15 protein-coding genes are annotated in these 16,814 nt (G+C 65.5%); all 15 read right to left on the bottom strand.

The window, feature by feature from the left end; translation table 11 throughout:
- Positions 1-65: 65 nt before the first annotated feature.
- Positions 66-824, bottom strand: a complete 759-nt coding sequence (locus tag GGQ99_RS15415; RefSeq protein WP_183263223.1) for an iron ABC transporter ATP-binding protein — start codon at positions 822-824, stop codon at positions 66-68.
- The gene (locus GGQ99_RS15410; RefSeq protein ID WP_183263222.1) at positions 821-1,762 is read right to left on the bottom strand and encodes an iron chelate uptake ABC transporter family permease subunit; all 942 of its coding nucleotides are present in this window, start codon (positions 1,760-1,762) and stop codon (positions 821-823) included. Before GGQ99_RS15410 ends, GGQ99_RS15415 begins: the two co-directional genes overlap by 4 nt.
- Positions 1,755-2,720, bottom strand: coding sequence for an ABC transporter permease (locus GGQ99_RS15405; RefSeq protein WP_183263221.1), 966 nt, complete (start codon positions 2,718-2,720; stop codon positions 1,755-1,757). Before GGQ99_RS15405 ends, GGQ99_RS15410 begins: the two co-directional genes overlap by 8 nt.
- Positions 2,720-3,625 carry a siderophore ABC transporter substrate-binding protein gene (locus GGQ99_RS15400; protein WP_183263220.1) on the bottom strand — a complete coding sequence of 302 codons (906 nt, stop codon included), beginning with the start codon at positions 3,623-3,625 and terminating at the stop codon, positions 2,720-2,722. The genes GGQ99_RS15405 and GGQ99_RS15400 overlap by 1 nt, the downstream gene beginning before the upstream one ends.
- A 72-nt stretch (positions 3,626-3,697) precedes the next feature.
- On the bottom strand, positions 3,698-4,543 hold the full coding sequence (locus GGQ99_RS15395; protein WP_183263219.1) for a sugar phosphate isomerase/epimerase family protein: 846 nt from the start codon (positions 4,541-4,543) through the stop codon (positions 3,698-3,700).
- Positions 4,540-5,841 carry a DUF6005 family protein gene (locus GGQ99_RS15390; RefSeq protein ID WP_183263218.1) on the bottom strand — a complete coding sequence of 434 codons (1,302 nt, stop codon included), beginning with the start codon at positions 5,839-5,841 and terminating at the stop codon, positions 4,540-4,542. Before GGQ99_RS15390 ends, GGQ99_RS15395 begins: the two co-directional genes overlap by 4 nt.
- Complete coding sequence (locus GGQ99_RS15385; protein WP_183263217.1) at positions 5,838-7,109, bottom strand: AMP-binding protein; 1,272 nt, start codon at positions 7,107-7,109, stop codon at positions 5,838-5,840. The genes GGQ99_RS15390 and GGQ99_RS15385 overlap by 4 nt, the downstream gene beginning before the upstream one ends.
- An 11-nt stretch (positions 7,110-7,120) precedes the next feature.
- Entirely contained in the window at positions 7,121-8,833 is a 1,713-nt protein-coding gene (locus GGQ99_RS15380; RefSeq protein WP_183263216.1) for an IucA/IucC family protein, read from the bottom strand.
- On the bottom strand, positions 8,817-10,598 hold the full coding sequence (locus tag GGQ99_RS15375; RefSeq protein ID WP_183263215.1) for an IucA/IucC family protein: 1,782 nt from the start codon (positions 10,596-10,598) through the stop codon (positions 8,817-8,819). Before GGQ99_RS15375 ends, GGQ99_RS15380 begins: the two co-directional genes overlap by 17 nt.
- 89 nt (positions 10,599-10,687) lie before the next feature.
- Entirely contained in the window at positions 10,688-10,972 is a 285-nt protein-coding gene (locus GGQ99_RS15370; RefSeq protein ID WP_108605930.1) for a DUF2218 domain-containing protein, read from the bottom strand.
- Between the two features lie 69 nt (positions 10,973-11,041).
- Complete coding sequence (locus GGQ99_RS15365) at positions 11,042-13,345, bottom strand: TonB-dependent receptor (protein ID WP_183263214.1); 2,304 nt, start codon at positions 13,343-13,345, stop codon at positions 11,042-11,044.
- Positions 13,346-13,473: 128 nt separating this feature from the next.
- A complete protein-coding gene (locus tag GGQ99_RS15360; RefSeq protein WP_183263213.1) occupies positions 13,474-14,436 on the bottom strand; it encodes a FecR family protein in 963 nt (320 codons plus the stop codon).
- A gap of 115 nt (positions 14,437-14,551) precedes the next feature.
- On the bottom strand, positions 14,552-15,055 hold the full coding sequence (locus GGQ99_RS15355) for an RNA polymerase sigma factor (protein WP_183263212.1): 504 nt from the start codon (positions 15,053-15,055) through the stop codon (positions 14,552-14,554).
- A 388-nt stretch (positions 15,056-15,443) separates the two neighbouring features.
- Positions 15,444-16,352, bottom strand: a complete 909-nt coding sequence (locus tag GGQ99_RS15350; protein WP_183263211.1) for a TonB family protein — start codon at positions 16,350-16,352, stop codon at positions 15,444-15,446.
- Entirely contained in the window at positions 16,349-16,810 is a 462-nt protein-coding gene (exbD, locus tag GGQ99_RS15345; RefSeq protein WP_183263210.1) for a TonB system transport protein ExbD, read from the bottom strand. Before exbD ends, GGQ99_RS15350 begins: the two co-directional genes overlap by 4 nt.
- Positions 16,811-16,814: the final 4 nt, after the last annotated feature.

Genomic DNA, 16,814 nt, shown 5'->3' with positions numbered 1-16,814 from the left:
GCGGATTGAGGAGGGGCCGGTCGCCGTCCCCTTCCATCGCGCCGCGCGGTAAATCCCGGACCTAGCTAGCGGTGGTGCAGCACTAGCGGTGCGCCGCCGACGTCGATGACGTCCATGTCATAGCCGAAGACCTGGGCCAGCACGTCGGGCTGCAGCACCTCGGCCGGGGCGCCGTCGGCGACGATGCGCCCGGCCTTCATTGCCACGATGCGGTCGGCATAGACGGCGGCGTGGTTGATGTCGTGCAGAACAACGATGACCGTGCGCTTGTCCTTGTCGGCGGCGGCGCGCAGGTCGCGCATCAGCTGGCGGGCAAACAGCATGTCGAGATTGTTCAGCGGTTCGTCGAGCAGCATGTAGTCGGTGCCCTGGCAGAAGGCCATGGCGACCATGGCGCGCTGACGCTGGCCGCCCGACAAATGGTCGAGGAAGCGGTCGGCAAGATCGGTCAGACCGAACTGCTGCAACGCCGCCTCGATCAGCCTCAGGTCGTTGTCGTCGATGCGGCCGCGCTGATGCGGGAAGCGGCCGAAGCCGACGAGTTCGCGCACCTTGAGCCGGCTCGCCACGGCGGGGTCCTGGCGCAGGATGGCGAGCGTCTTCGCCAGTCGGCGGCTCGGCGTCGTGTCCACCGGTAGGCCGTCAACGGAGATGGACCCGCTTTGCAGCGGCTGCAGCCGGGCGATGAGCGACAGCAGGCTCGACTTGCCGGCGCCGTTCGGCCCGACGAGCGCCGTCAGTCCGCCCTTCGGCATGGTCAGCGACACATCCTCCAGGATTTGCGTGTCGCCGAGGCGCAGCGAAATATTCTTGATCTCGATCATCGCTTGCTCGTTGTGATCAGCATGGCCAGGAACACGAGGCCTCCCACGAATTCGATGACGACGCCGAGCGTGGCCGCACCCCCCAGCATGTGCTGAAGTACCATCTGGCCGCCGAGCAGCACGATGATCGCCGTCAGCATCGCCGCCGGCAGCAGCAGCCGGTGCCGCCGGCTGTCGATGATGCGCTCGGCAAGCGCCACGACCAGCAGCCCGAAGAACGTCACCGGTCCGACCAGCGCCGTCGATACCGCCACCAGTGCTGCGACCAGCAGCAGCAGGCCGGCGAGTGCCCGGGTCCAGTCGACGCCGAGACCTGTGGCGCTGTCGGCGCCAAGGGCGACGATGTCGAGCATGTGGCGCAGCCGCCAGATGATGGCACCGGCGACAATCGTCACGACCAGGCCGATGGCGACCAGATCCGGCCGCACGGTGTTGAAATCGGCGAAGCTCGAACCCTGGACGACGGCGAATTCGTTGGGGTCGATTACCCGCGCCACCAGCATGGCGAGGCTGCGGAACAGCACGCCGAGCACCACGCCGGTGAGAAGCAGCAGCCCGATGTCGAAGCGCCGGCGCAGCATAGGCAGGAACAGCATCAGCGCCATCGCCATCATCAGCACCGACTCGCCGGCGAATTTCAGCCGCGGGTCGAGCGCGACATAGCCGACGCTGCCGAGCGTCAGCACCAGCGCCATCTGGCCGAACAGGTAGAGCGCGTCCAGCCCCATGATCTGCGGCGTCAGCACCCGGTTCGCCGTCACTGTCTGGAACACCACGGTCGAGATCGCGATCGCCACGCCGACCTGTATCAGCGTTAGCAGGCGTACCGCGCGCAGTTCGAGCGCAAAGCCGATATTGCCGCGCAAGCCGACGGTCATGAAGGCGGCCGCCACGGCCAGCGCCACGGCGGCGAGGATCAGAAGCCGCTTGTCAGGCACGCTGGGCCCGCCCGAACAGGATCCACAGGAACAGCCCCGAGCCGACGACGCCGAGCACGGTGCCGACGGGAATTTCATAGGGGTAGCGGATGAGGCGGCCGATGATGTCGCAGGCCAGCAGCAGCGTTGCGCCGGTGACCGCCACCCAGGGCAGGGCGCTTTTCAAATTGTCGCCCATCAGGCGGGAGACGAGGTTCGGCACCACCAGCCCGACAAACGGGATCATGCCGACGACCACGACGGCGAGCGACGAAATCACTGCCACCATGACGAGGCCGAACTGCACGATGCGCTGGTAGTTGAGGCCGAGCCCGACGCTGACCTCGCGGCCCATCGCGGCGATGGTCAGCCGGTCGGCCACCCACCAGGCCAGCGCCACCATTACCGCTGTGATCCACAAGAGCTCGTAGCGGCCGCGCAGGACGCCGGAGAATTCGCCGTTGGTCCAGACGTCGACATATTGCAGCAGGTCGGTCTGCCAGGCGATGAAGGTTACCGCAGCCCCGATGACGCCGCCATAAACGAGGCCGAACAGCGGGATGAGGAATGGCTGCGTCGGCGGCAGCCGGTGGGCGATGCCAAGGAAGATCGACGTGCCGGCCAGCGCGGTCGCACTCGCCGCGAGGGTCTTCGCCCCGATCGATGCTGTTGGAAACAGCAGCGTCACCGCGAGCACGCCGAGGGCGGCACTTTGGCCCGTGCCGGTGGTGATGGGTTCGACGAAGCGGTTGCGAACCAGTATCTGCAGCACGAGCCCGGCAATGGCCAGTCCCGCGCCGGTGAGCACCACGGCCACCGTCCTCGGCAGGCGGCTGACGAGCAGAAGTTCCAGCGCCCCTGCACCGGTTGCGATCCTGTCCAGCGACAGGTCGTCGACGCCGATGCACAGGCTCAGCGCAAACAGCCCGACGAGGCTGGTGGCGACCACCAGCTGGGCGTTGGGCACTGCCGCGGCCATCACTTCGCCTTGGCGAAAGCTTGTTCTATGGTCGAAAGGACGCGGTGCGTCGACTGTACGCCGCCGGCGGCGATGTAGAAGTCGGGCGACGGCAGGAAGATCACCTGCCCCTTCTTCCAGGCGGTCGTCTGCGCCACCAGTTCGTTGTCGAGCGTGGCCTTGGCGCCCTGGTCGCCCGAGCCGATGGCCGCGGCGCGGTCGAGCACGAGCAGCCAGTCCGGGTTGGCCTTGCTGATGAATTCGAACGAGATCGCCTCGCCATGGGTCGCCGTCTCGACATCGGCGACGGCCGGCTCGAGGTCGAGCGTCTTGTGCACCCAGCCGAAGCGCGAACCCGGGCCGTAGGCGGTGATCTTCGGGCCGTTGGTCATCAGGATCAGCGCCTTGCCTTTGCCCTTGACGGCCTGCCTGGCGGCTTCGACGGCGGCGTCCAGCTCCTTGGCGGCGGCGGCGGCCTCGTCGGGCTTGGCGAAGAGGTCGCCATAGGCGGCGAGGCGCGCCTTGGCCTGGGCCACGAGATCGTCTCCAGCCATGGTCATGTCGATGGTCGGCGCAACGCGCGACGTCGCCTCGACCTGAGTCGACGAACGGCCGCCGACGATCACCAGATCGGGCGCAAGCGCGTTCAATGCCTCGAGATCCGGCTCGAACAGGGTGCCGACGACCGTGGCGCCCTTGGCGACATCGGCCAGTTCGGGCACGAACAGCTTGTCGGGGACGCCTGCCGGCTGGACGCCGAGTCGGGTCAGGGTGTCGATCGCGGCGATGTCGTAGACAGCGACCTTGGCCGGCACCTTGTCGATGGTCTTCTGTCCGGTCGCGGTGGTGATTTCCACGGCCATGGCAGGTGCGGTGGCGATCGCCAGCGCAGCTGCAAGGTTGGCCAGCAGCCGAACATACTTCATCTCGTGTCTCCGTCTTGTGCCGTCGGCGTCGGGTTCATAAAACCTTCGCAAAATACTCTTCTTTGGCACATATCAGAAGCTACCGGTGCGCAACAAGACTTCATCCCGACTTCTGAGGCGCTTTATTGCCTGTCGGTCGCTGCGCAGGACATTGAAGCAATCGTTGCCGAACCATTCGAGCGAGGCTTCGACCGCCGGGTCGTCGCGCAGCTGGCCGAGGAAGCGCTGATAGTCGACCTTGCCGTCGAACAGCGGCGTCATGCCTTCGCGGCTTCCGGCAGCGGCATAGACATTGGCTGGTTCGAACACCCGGAGGTCGGCGCGCGAGCGCACGTTCTTGAGGTGGTAGTGGCGGATGTGCGGCCGCATCGCGGCATGGGCGGCGACCGGGTCGTCCCCGCCCTCCCAGACATGCAGCGTGTCGAAATTGAGCTTGAATGCCGGGTGGTCGACCTCGGCAACCAGCCGGAGCGTCGACGAGCCGCAGTCCGCAAGCGTGCCCGGATGCGTTTCGGCCAGCAGGTCGAGGTCGAAATCGGCCGCGATCTCCGACATCTCGCGCAGTCGTGCGGTGATGATGCGCCTGACGTCGGCGGGCGTGTCGCGGCTGCCGCGGCTGCCGGCAAAGGTGCGGATCTTGCCGGCCCGCCAGTGCCGGGCGAGGCGGCACAGGTCGACGGTCTTCTTTCGCAGCGCCTCTGCATCGCCGTCGAGCGGCAGGTAGTCGCTCACCATCGGCACATAGAGCCCGAGCTCGGCAAGCCAGTCGGCGTCGCGATGCGGCTGGTAGGCGAGGTTGCGGGCATGCACGCCCCACATCTCGATGCCCTGGAAGTCGTTAGCGCGGGCCCACCTGGCGATGTCCTCGAGCGAAGCGAGATGGTGGCGGAAGGTGATGGTGCAGAGCGAGATCTTCATTCGGCTGCTCCCGGTAGTTCGGCGGGAATTGTGTGCGGGATGCCCTTTGTCGCGCACCAAGCCTCGAAGGCCTCGCCAAGCTGGGCCTTGATCCGCTTCTCCAGACCGTCCAGCGTGTCGAGGCGGCGGAAGACGTCGTCGGCCAGGCTGCGGTCGCCGGTCTGGGCCAGCTTCATGACGGCATAGTGCAGCGCCTTGAAGTCCTGGATCACCCGCTCGATCTCGTCGCACCAGTGGTCGAAGTCTGCATTGGCCAGCTTCATCTCGCGCCAGAAAAAGGCGAAGCCGTGCTCGTAGGCGTATTTGCGGATCGAGATGACGGGCACCTCGCGAAGTGCTGCGCCGAGATCGGCGAGCTCCGCCCCGTCTCGGCCTTCGAGATGGGCGGTAACGATGCGACGCACGCCGTCGACCAGCGGATTGTGGTCGGGCCGGTAGCAGGCGAGGAAGAAGTCGCGCAAGTCGGCGGCGGCGGGTTTCTGCGCCTCCAGCCGATCGAAGATGTAGCCGCCGCCGACGGTCGGCTGGCGGATGGCGTGGATGACCTTGTCGCGGGCGATCTGGCCTTCCCAGCGGAAGTCGGGGTCGTTGACCTGCCAGATCTTCGGATCGCCGGTCTTTTCGATCATCAGATAGTGCGGGAACGGGTTCTGGTTGAACTTGTTCTCCCGCTCCGGCAGGTGGAACAGGTCGAGCATCACCATCAGATATTCGCTGTCGCGCTTGCGCTCGAGCAGATCGAGCATGGTGACGATGTTCTGGTCCTTCGACCGTTCCGGGTCGTACCATTCATGCATGGTCACGCCGTAGATCCGCTCATACCAGACGCGGAAGAAGTCGTGGTTGATCGACTTGTCGTGATAGGCCAGCTGCCAGCGCTCGTTGATGGCGAAGCCGGCGTCCCAGACGCTGAAATAGAACGGCCGCTGGTCGATCCCCGAGCGTTTCAGCGCGTCGCAGACGCTGCTGACGAAGCAGTGTACCTTGATGTCGATGTAGTCCTCGCCGTGCACGCCCTCGCCGGCCGGCTCGGGACGCGCGGCAGCGACGCTGGCATCGCCGGTGAACAGCTGCGCCAGTTCCCACACCGTCTCGATGTCCTGGCGGTTGATCGCCTCCTCCGGTGCCGGCAGGCCGAATTCCAGCTCGAGGCTGAGGAAGATCTCGAGGATCAGCACCGAGTCGAGATAGAGGTCTTCGTTGAGCCGCGCCTCGGGTCCGAAGCGGTCGAGATGGGCATGGTTCATATGATCGCGCAGCACGGTGCCGATCGCTTCGATGACCTGTTCGGTGTTCATGCTGCAACCTCCGCGGCCGATGCCGTGAACTGTCCCGCGGCATGCTGCGCCGCCACCTCGCGGCGGCTGATCTTGCCGTTGGCCTGGCGCGGGATCGCATCGACCTGGACGATTTCCATCGGCAGCTGGTGGCTGGCGAGGTTCTGGGCGCACCATTGCCGCACGGTTGGACCGTCCAGCCGTTCGCTGGCGCTGAACAGCAGGCCGACCCGCTCGCCCGCCAGGGTGTCCGCCTTGCGGAAGGCGACAGCGTCGGTGACGGCGGGCATCGACATCACCACGTCCTCGACTTCCCTGGGATAGACGTTGAGGCCGGAAACGTTGATGGTGTCGTCGAGCCGGGAGACGAACACCAGCATGCCGTCGGGCCTGAAATAGCCGAGGTCGCGGGTGGCAACCTCACCGTTGGGGCCGCTGACGATCACTTCGGACGGTGCCACCGCGTTGTTGCTGCAGGCGACGCTGTGATGCGGCAGCACGAAGCCCATGTCGGCGGCGTCGGTGACGTTGGGATTGACTGCGATGCAGCCCGTTTCAGAGCAGCCATATTGCTGGAACAGATGTGTTGTGTGGGCCCGGATGCGCGCGAACCATGGCTCGGGCAGCACCGTGCCCGATGTCATCGCCGCGTGCAGCTTCTCGCCTTCGGGCATCAGGCGCGCCAGCGTGTGCAGCACTGCAGGTGACGAGTAGAGCAATGGCCGCTTGATGTCGCGCAACGTCCGCAGCAGGTACTTCGGATTGCCGGCGTCGACGACGACGGGCGTGCGACCGCGCTTGTGCGCCACCAGTATGCCGCAGATCAAACCGTAGGAATGGGTTGTCGGGCAGGCGATGACCGGCGTCATCTCCTCGGGCTGGCGGAATGTCGTGACATAGCTCGCCACCTCGGCGTCGATCTCGGCCCAGCCGCGGGCGATGCATTTCGGCGCGCCTGTGGTGCCGGAGCTCATCTGCAGCAGCTGGCCCTGCGAAGCCGGCTCGATCTCGGTCGACAGCGTCTCCGCTTCGAGACTGTTGAAGTACAGCGCATGGCAGCCTGCGGCGACGGCCAGCCGGCGCGCCGCGGCGTGCGGCGTTGCCGGATGGATAGGGAAGACGCTGGCGCCGATGTTGCGGATGGCGAAGAACAGCGCCAGCCAGCCGGCGGTATCGCTGAAGCAGACCGCATAGCACGCATTCGCCTCGAGGCCGGCCTTGTCGGCGTTCTCCGCTACCAATTGCTCGAACTTCTGTCGGTCATAGTACCTGTCGTCGATCTGGAGCATCGATTTTCCCTTCAGGCGTCGGGGGTGGAAAGGGTGTTGGAAACGACGTGGCTCGAACGGCCGGTGTTGAGCTTGCGGGCAAGCAGCGCTTCGGCGACGATCTCGGGTCGGGCGAGACCGAGCTGGGCCTGCCGCGCGGTCAGGCCGTGGCTGGCGGCGTAGTCGGACAGCATCTGCCGGACCGTTTTCCAGAAGTCGGCTTCGCGCAGTCCGTAATGGGTCTGCAGCAGGTGCGAAATCTCTGCCAGGTTGAAGATGAACAGCGCGTCCGTCACCAGCTCGCCGAGCGTCTCGACGTCCCCCATCCAGTAGTACTGGTCAGGAAGCGCCGTCCGATAGGCTGGGTCGAGCGCCAGGAAGTCGGGCGCCTTGCCAGGCTCGCGCAGGAAGTCGGGCACGTATTCGACGCTGTCGTGGAAGTCGCGCAGCACCAGCCGGACCGGCCAGCCGTCGCGGTGGACGAGCACCATGTTCTGGCCGTGCGCCTCGGTGGCGATGCCGTGCCCGACCAGCAGGTGCCACACCGGCAAGATGGCGACCTGCAGCAGCTGCCCGAGCCAGGCACGGAAGCCGTGGCGGCGGACCCACTCGTCGATGAACGGCTTGCCGTCGTGCTCGATCGCCATCAGCGCGTTGAACGGCACCGCTTGTTCGCCTTCAACCAGTAGCGAGGTGACGCTGCGGCGCCAGATCGCGGCAAGCTGGCCGGCGAGCTTCCCGTCGCGGCCGGCGATGATGCCGGCATATTCGTCGAGCACGGTCAGCGGATAGTCAGTCTGGAACAGCCGGTCGCCGGCGACTATGTCGCCCAGCCAGCGCGATATCACCGGCGCCGTGCACACCGAATGCGGCTCGATCGTACGCAGCGACGACGAGTTGCTCATGTTCATCGACAGCTTGACGTTCGCCGCATCGGGTCGATCCGCATTGAGCAGCGTTCGGATCGACTGGCTCGCCGTGTAACGGTCGCCCACGGTGCCGACGAAACGGGCCGTTTCGTCTGTCAGCCAAGGCACAAGCAGCGTGTCCTTGAGCGCCGTCCACTGCCACGGATGCAGCGGCACCAGCGCGAACTCGTCCCAGCTCAGGCCAAGCTCCGCCCGCCGCCGATCGATCTGGGCAAAGCCTTCTGCGCCGAGCTCGGCGGTCCAGAAGGCGGCTTCGTCTGCTGGCAGGCGCTGGCTTACCTCTTCGCGCCGCACCAGCAGCCAGGCGAGCTGGAAGCTGCTACCCGCTTCGGGGCCGAAGTCGCGGTGGTCGCTTTCGCTGAAACCCGTCCGCGCCTTGAAGCAGGGATGGTACGCATGGCCTTCGTGCAGCGCGCTCTCGAGCGCGGCGAAGCCGAGATCGCGGCGCGAGCCGTGCCGCAGGTTGCGGTCGTTCCAGCTGCAGTGGGCGAGCGTGCTCTGCAGCTCGCCGAGCAGCCGGCACTTGTCGTCTGCGGATGCCGGCAAGCTGGCGACCAACTCGTCCAGCGCAGCCGGGCGCCAGGTGCCATCGCTATCTTCGCTCTCGACCGAACCCGGCGCGATCCGGATGCGGCTGAACGCACCTTCAACGCCGGCGCAGCGAAAGCGCTTGCCCTCATGCGACCACGAGAAGGCAAGCTGGTCGCCGTCGTCGGCGATCGTTGCCGCGACAAGCTCTTCGAACAGCACGGCCTCGACCAGTTGCCTGATGACGCGCTCGTCGGGGCGGCCTGGCAGGTCAAGAGGCAAGGGCACTGCCATCTCCGTGGTAGAGGCCGGTTATGGCGGCGAAGAGCGGGTTGGGCTGGCGGGCGTAAAGCGAGCGCTCGTTGCTGGTCTGCAACTCGTCGACGTCGAACAGCCGGGTCATCAGGTTGGCTTTGAAGGCCACGGTCGGGCGGTCGAGCACGCCGCGGACGAATTCGCGCCCGACCGCGCTGGTCGTCCGCGACAACACCTCCAGCCGGTCCCGCAGCAAGCGCAGCAGGACCTCCTCGTCGATCAGGCCGTCATGTCCCATGCGGGCGACGACCGAGAAGATCTGGTTGACGATCAGGTAGTAGGCAAAGCGATCCTGGATGTCGCGGTCGTCATAGTAGAGCGAGGCGATCTCGGCCGCCTCCGGCACATGCAGGCTGAAGCGGGCGCGGTAGCGCTTGGAGAGATAAAAACCCTGGTTGTCGCGATAGTAGCTGGCGCTGGGATAGCCCTGGCTGACGTCGAGCAGGCTGTTCTGCTGGTGCGCCTCGAGCGCCAGGCCGAAGTCGTCGTAGAGCGAAACCAGCGGGTCGAGCGCGCAGTCGAGGTAGCGCTGGAACCAGTGCTTGCAGACCAGCTCCGGATGCGTCCCGTCGCGCAGGCACAAAGCCCGGATGATCCGCTCCAGTCGTGACTGCTCGCCCGGCAGCGGCTCGGCGGTGAGTGCTGCGATGGTGATCTTGCCGCGTCCCTTGCAGGCGACGAACGGGTTTTCGCGCAGGATCACCTCGAAGCCGCTTTCGCTGCGGCCGGGCAGATCGAAGGTGATGTAGGCCGGGTCGGCGATCACCTTGAAGCGGCCATCTTCGCTGCCGATGCCGGTGCGCTTGAGCAGCTTGGCCATGGCGACCCCGGCCTCCAGTTCCTTGCGGCTGTTGACCCTGAGCGAATTGGTGATGCGGACCGGCAGCGAGAATTTGAGCATCCATGGCAGGTCTTGATTGTAGACCGTGCGGACCGAAGACGTGGCCGTGAAAGCCGGGCCGGCGGGACCGACCAGTCTCAGCTTGCCGGCTGCCTGCAGTTCGCGGACGCCGACATCGAGCAGCAGCGCTTCGGCCTGCAGCGGGTGCATCGGCAGCAGCATCTCGCCGGGCCGCGTTTCGAGCCCCTCGGGGCCTGCCAGCGACGCGATAATCTCCGGCGCGGTCTCGGCGGCTGCCGACTTGTGGCTGACGATAGAGGCATCCGCGGCGAAGTAGACGAGCTGGAACCTGCCGTGCAGTTCGGGCGCATAGCTCGGTTCCTGCCACGAAGTCATGCCTTGCCGGCTCTTCGGCGTCGGGTGCAGCGAGTGGCCGAACACCAGCGACTGTTCTGCCGCGATGAAGCTGTCGTCGTCCGCGTTGGCATGATGTGCTTCGATGTAGCGCAGCGTCTGTTGGTAGCTTTGCAGCGCCCGGCCAAGCAGTTCGAGTTCGCAGCCGCGCATCGCGTCGCTGCGTTCGTCGTGCAATTGCCTGTAGGCTTCGTGAAGCAGCAGCTGCAGTGCGGCGAACGGTTCGCTGTGGCGCCAGCCGGCGTCGGCCGCCCGGCGGACCCAGGCCTGCCCGAAACGGTGCGGCCCGCACCGGGAATGCGACGCCAACTCGGCGCGCAGCACGAGTTGCTGGGCTGCCAGAACCCACTCGATGCAGTCGACAGGATCCTCCGCGCCGCTCCGGTGCTGGCTCACCCTGCCGGGCGAGATTTCACGGACATAGCAGTTCGCGAAATTCTGGAATGTCGCGTGTTCGGCAACCTGCCGCGGCGTGGGCTTCATCTGTCGTCACCATGTGGTTGGACCGACCGAATGCCTTGCAGCAGCTAGGTATCTGACGGATTTTATCGGAGAACGAAGGCTGGCTGGCCTTAGGCACTCCACTGGATGGCACGCTCGGGCTCGCGGAAGGCGAAGCGGGCGAGATGGTCGTCGATGACTGCCTTGGTTCGCGCCAGCTGGTCGGCGTCGGGCGCGTCCAGCCGGATCGTCAGCGCGGTGCCGTCGGCTTCCAGAACCGCATGGCCGAACGGGAAATGGCATTCGCCATGCCCATCGCCATGGGACACCTCGATCTTGTGGGCGAAGTGCTTGCACAGCTGGGTCAGGTACTTGGCGCCATGTTCGGTTTCGAACGTGCCCGACGATTGAACCATGGTTTCGTTCCCTGTCCGTCGTTGATTTCAAACGGGGGTGGCCACGGACAAGGCCCGTGGCCACCGGGTTCAGAACTTTGCGGTTGCGCTCAGGCGGAACGACCGCCCCGGCTCCAGCAGCGGTTTGACGTCGCCGAATTCCTGGCCATAGGTCGCCCTGCTGGCGTAGTCCTCGTCGAACAGGTTCTTCACCTCGCCGCGGAAAGTCAGGTTCGGTTTCGATGGCGGCTGGTACTCGACGAAGACGTTGACCACCTCGTGCCCCTCGATCTGCTTCGATCCGGCTGGCACCTTGTCGTAATCGAGGGCGATCTCGACGTCGCCGCCGACCGTCACGCCCCAGTCGTCGAAACGGTGCATTGCCGCCAGTGTGAAGATCTGGCCGACTGGCGTCACCAGGTAGTTGCCGAGGTAGGAATCCGCCGGGTCGCCATCGATGGTGACGTCGATGTTGACGTATTTGATCCTGGCGTGGCCCGAACCCCAGTCGTAGCCGGCGCCGAGCGTGAAACCCTGGGAACGGACATCATGGGCCTCGATGGCCGTGGTCTTGTAGAGGGCGGCGCGGGCGTCGTAGATGTCTGTGCGGAAAATGCCGCCCTCGAGCGTGAAGCCCTGATAGGTAGCGACCAGTCCGGCGGTGAAGTTGTCCGAGGTTACCGGCTTCGGCCCGGCGCCATAGTCCCAGTTCGGATTGAAGTTGAAGTTTTCCGCCAGCGGCACGCCGGCCCAGACATGCGAATAGCCTGCCTTGGCGGTCAGGAAATCGGGTACGAGGTCGTATTCGCCGGAGATGTTGCCGCTCAGTCCGGCATTGGTCCAGTTCTCGCCCGAGACCCCCTCGAACCACTGGTTGTCGCCGCGCGCGCCAAAGGAAAGCCGTGTCCGCTCCCATGGCTCCAGCCGGGCCTGGGCGTAGAGACCGACATTGCTTGCATGCTCTGTTCCGGGTTCGAACTTGTCGTCGAGATCGGCGGTGTCCTTGTAGAAATCGAAGCCGGCGGTGATGCTGCCCATGTCGAGCGCGAAACGATTTTCCGCCTTGCCGTTGAAGCTCTCGGTCTTGCCGACACCGGTATAGGTATCCGACTCGGTGCTCGGCGCTACTGGTCTCGGGTAGATGAGCGTCTCCACCCGAGCGCTCGTATAGGCGATCACCACTTTCGGATCCCACCAGCCCTCGGGCGACTCATCGGTATAGGTGAAGACGGTGCTGCTGCGGTCGAGCGTGTAGTCGCGAATATCTGGTTCCCAGGGTTTTGGGGGAACGAGCTTGCCCATGTTCGCACGGAACGGCCGCGGAGCGTCGTCGCGCAGCTGCTCGTGGCTCAGCTCGAAGCGATGGCCGCTTTCCGCCTGGTAGGCAACCTTGCCGAGACCGCTCAGCAGGTTGGCGCTGGTGCCGTCGATGACGCTGCCATTGCCGGCGGTGAAGTTGTCGCCCTTGGCAAAGTTCAGGTAGCCGAAATATTCGAAGCCGCCTTCCATGCCATAGGCCGACAGGCCCACCGTGGAGGTCTTGCTGTTGAAGTCGTAGGTTCCGGTGACGAGCCCGCCGATGCTCTTGCCCGGCTCGAGCAGGTCGCGCGCATCCTTTGTCTCGTAGGCGATCGCGCCGCCGAGCGCACCCGGTCCGGCATCGGCCGGTGCAACGCCGGCGTCGACGCTGACGGCCTTGAGCAGCGATGGATCGATCAGGTTGGTCGCGTTGTGGTGGAACACCTTGTTGTTCTGCCGCGCGCCATCGACGGTCACCGCGAGGTTGGTTTCCTCGATGCCCTGGACATAGACTTTCTGCGACATTGGCAGGGAGCTGCCGACGGCAACCTTCGGCTCGTCGGCAAACACTTCCTGCAGGTCGACAGGGTTCTTCCGCGCCAGGTCTTGCGCTGTGATCTGGACGTTATTGACCCCGCCTTCGCCGCCCTGGGCGTTGACGTCGATCGTGTTCAAGACGACCGCGCCGTTGGCCGCGACGTTGAGCCCACCTGTCGAAGCGCTTGCCGCCGCCGATTGGATCGACACCGTGTTGGGGCCTGTGAAGCGGTAGTTCAGGCCGCTGCCGGAAAGCACGCTGCCGAGCGCCTGTTCGGCCGAGATGTTGCCTGAGACCGCGGGCGCGCGGGCCGAGCCGATGTCGGCGGTGCCGAAGGCGATCTGCAGGCCGGTCTGCGCAGCAAGCTGCTTCAGCGACTGCGCCAGCGGCTGCGCCGGCAGGTTGATGTTGTGCATCTGCGCCGACTGCGCATGGGCGGGAGCGTATGGCACGGACGTCACCAGCACGCCTGCGCCCAGCGCCGTTCCCACCAGAAGCCGCCTCAGCAGGCGCCCCGACGCCGCGCCGCCAAAATCCCTGTTGCTCTCGCCCGTCATGCTGGTCCCCAAAAAGCGTGGCGCACCCATCCACCGAGCGCCTTCGATGGTGTGACGCGCGACGGGGCCCGCCGCCTAAAGAGCTGTCTGCATTTTTTCTGAAATAAGTTGGCGCGAGTTCGTCAGGGTCAGGAAATGACGATGACGACACCGGGAACCCTGCGCACCGAAAGCCCCTGGGTATGTGCCAGGGCCTCGATCGCCGCATGGGCGTCGCGTGTCAGGAACACGGCCGTGATCGGGCTCGCATCGTGCGCATGGGTGGCAACGACCAGCCGTTCGGAAACGTAGCGGCCGAGCTCGGCGACGGCACTGCTGAACGGCCGGGCGTCGAACACCACACGACCGGTGCGCCAGGCGAGCTCTGTGTCGAGGTCGACATCCGAAGCAGGCTTGGGTGCGCCGCCGCTCAGGTAGCGGGTCTGCTGTCCGGGGGCGAGCGACACCAAGTTGGCGGCAGCGCCGGCATCTCCGCCGGTCACCGAAACGGTTCCCGTCGATGCGGTGATCGTGACCTCGCCGGCGATCGAGCGCACCGCATAGACACCGCTATCCGCATCGCTGCTGCCGCCAAGCGCCGAGACGCTGAACGGCACGCCGGCGGCCGGCTTGACGGCGAATTCCGCCTCGCCGGCGAGCAGGTTCACCAGGCGTCGGCCACGCTGGAAATCGACGGCAACGGAACTGTTGGTGTTGAGGAACATCGTCGAGCCGTCGGGCAGGGTGGTCGTCGCCTGCTCGCCCGAGCTGGTGGCAAAGTCCGAACGCATCCATGTGATGACACGCGGCGCGGCGACAGCTGCAACCGAGGCGGCAAGGGCGCCGCCGACAAGGAACGAGCGTCGGTTGACGGGTCGGCGCAGCTTCGGCACGGCAACGGGCGGGTTGCCGTCGTTCACGCCTTGCAGAAGCTGCCAGAATTCCTTCTCGCGGGCGAATGCCTGCGCATGTTCCGGCGACTGCGCGCGCCAGGCGTGGAACCGGTCGAGCTCCTGCCGGCTGAGATTGCCGGCGGTCAGCCGAACGATCCAGTCACGCGCATCAAGTGCGACGCCTCGGTCGATCTCGGATCGTTCTTGCCCTTTGCCCATGCCAGTCACGCAGCACGTGCCCGTTTGCTACGGGCACCCCAACCATCTTGCTATCATAGACACGCGAGACGGCACCACGCCTAAGCGTCATGGCAAAATAAATGTTGTCGCAGGACTAAGCCTGGCTGTCGCGAAGCTCGGCCAGGCGCTCGACCACACGCCGGATGTGGTAGTAGACGGCCTCTTCGCTGATGCCGATCTGGCGCGCGATCTCGCGGTGGGAAACGCCATTGATCCGGTTCATCAGGAAAATACGCCGGCTCCGTTCGGGCATGTCCTGCAATGCCGCGTCGACGGCGCGCAGCATGTCGCGGCCCATCACGATCCGCTCAGGCGAAATCTCGTCGACCGATTGCCACAACAGGTCGTTGACCTCGGCGTCGATCTCGTTGCGCCGCTGCTGCTTGCGGAAATGACCGATGGCCGCGTTCTTGGCAGCCCGCATGGCGAAGGCGGCGTGATTGTCGATGGAATCGTCATGCCGGACGTTGGACAGCCTGATCCAGGTGTCCTGGAGGATGTCTTCCGCGGTTGCGCTGCAGCCGACACGGCCGCGCGTCAAAGCCTCGATGCGGGGGCGCAGCGCGGCAAAGCTCTGAAGTAGCCTGGTGAGTTCCATCTTGCTCACTCTTCTTCACACCAGTTCGTGCTGGCAGGCCGATTCCCCTTGGAAACGGCGGCAACGCAGGCTCCCTAGGCGCTCAGAAAATGTCGTGCAACCCCAATGTCTTAGGGAAACGGGACGGCCTGGATTAAAACCTTCCTATTTTTATCATGTTTAGTGTTTGATTCTGCTGCGCTAACTGCGGCGCGACCTGTCGCTCCGGCACGAATTGTCGCAGCACAATGTTGCGAGGGTGTGGCGAATTGGGCACAGCGCGGGCCGCAACCGAAAGGCGAGCGCGGCGTTCCGTCGCTCGCCGGCGCTGCCGTGAACGGTCGGTCTAAGCCGAAATAGGAGAAATGCTGCCTGCCCGGTTCTCACGGCAATGGGCAGGCGCGCAACCTCAGCGCCTGAAGTCGATCGGCACGATGATGCTCGTCGGGACTGAGGGCGGCGGCGCCGGGATCGGCGACGAGCGGCGCACGAGATTGACCGCGGCCTCGTCGAGGGCCTGGTCGCCGGAGGAGCTCACCAGCCTGACCGAAAGCACGTCGCCATTGGTGTTGAAGGAAAACCGGACGGCGACCGAACCACGGCTGCGCACGTTCCTCGGCTTGTGCCTGTTGAGGTGGGAGTAGACGCGTGACTGCCAGCGCGCCGGCGACATCGCCTTGCCGCCACCCTGGCCCGGCGCGGGTGCACGGGTGCTCTCGGAATTCTGTGCCGATTTTTGCGATGCCTGGCTGCTGGTCGTCGCCGGCTTCTTCTCGACCTTGGCCTGCTTCACCGGCTCCGGCTTCTTCTGCACCGGCTTCTTTTCGCGCACCGGCTTTTCCACCGGCTTCGGCTTCTTGATCTCCGGGCGCGGTTCGGGGATGGCCATCGCCACTTCCGGCAGCGGTGCTTCCACGATGTCGGGCACCACCTCTTCGACGGGCTCGGCCTCGGCGACATCTTCCAGCGGCTCGGGCATGTCTTCGGCGACTTCCTCCACGGGTTCGGTCACCGGCTCGACGGGATCGGGCGTAATGGTCTCGGTCGGCTCCTCGACGCTTTCGGCAGCCTGGCTGTCGACGAGGTCTGTCGTATCCTGCGGCACCGCTTCCGGCGCCATCGCCATCGGCGCAAGGTCGATCAGCACCGCCGATTGCGCCTGCATCTCGTCCAGCATCATCGGCGGCTGCCGCTGGACGTACCAGGCGCCGGCGACGTGGACGCTGACGATCACCATTGCGGCGCCCGACCAGAGCGCCAGTTCGCGGCGGCTCAGGCCGCCGAGGCCGAAGCCGAGATGCGCCGCCGCCGCCGTCATTGCGGCTGGCCTTCGGCGGCGGCCGGCGGTGTCGCCTGAACCTGTTCCAGCCCGACAAGTGCGATCTTGAGATAGCCCGCGCCGCGCATCAGGTTCATCACCTCCATCAGCTCGCCATAGTCGACGCCGCGGTCGGCGCGCAGGAAGATGCGGCTTTCCTTGTCGCTCTTCGCCGCCGCGTCCAGCTCTTGTTGGAATGCGGTGCGGGCCACCGCGTTCTGGCCGATCGAGATGCTGAGGTCTTCCTTCAGGGTGACGTAGAGCGGCTCGTCCGGGCGGGGCTGGGCGGTCGCGGTCGACGCGGGCAGGTCGACATTGACGTCGACGGTGGCCAGCGGTGCCGCTACCATGAAGATGATCAGCAGCACCAGCATGACGTCGATGAACGGCGTCACGTTGATCTCATGGTTTTCCTGGAGGTCGTCGTCTTCGGCCGATTGTCTGATACCGCCTGCCATCGGA

The sequence above is a fragment of the Aminobacter niigataensis genome, assembly GCF_014200015.1.
Lineage (GTDB): Bacteria > Pseudomonadota > Alphaproteobacteria > Rhizobiales > Rhizobiaceae > Aminobacter > Aminobacter niigataensis.
The sequence above is the reverse complement of the archived record's forward strand: the minus strand, read 5'-3'. Positions and strand labels throughout refer to the sequence as shown.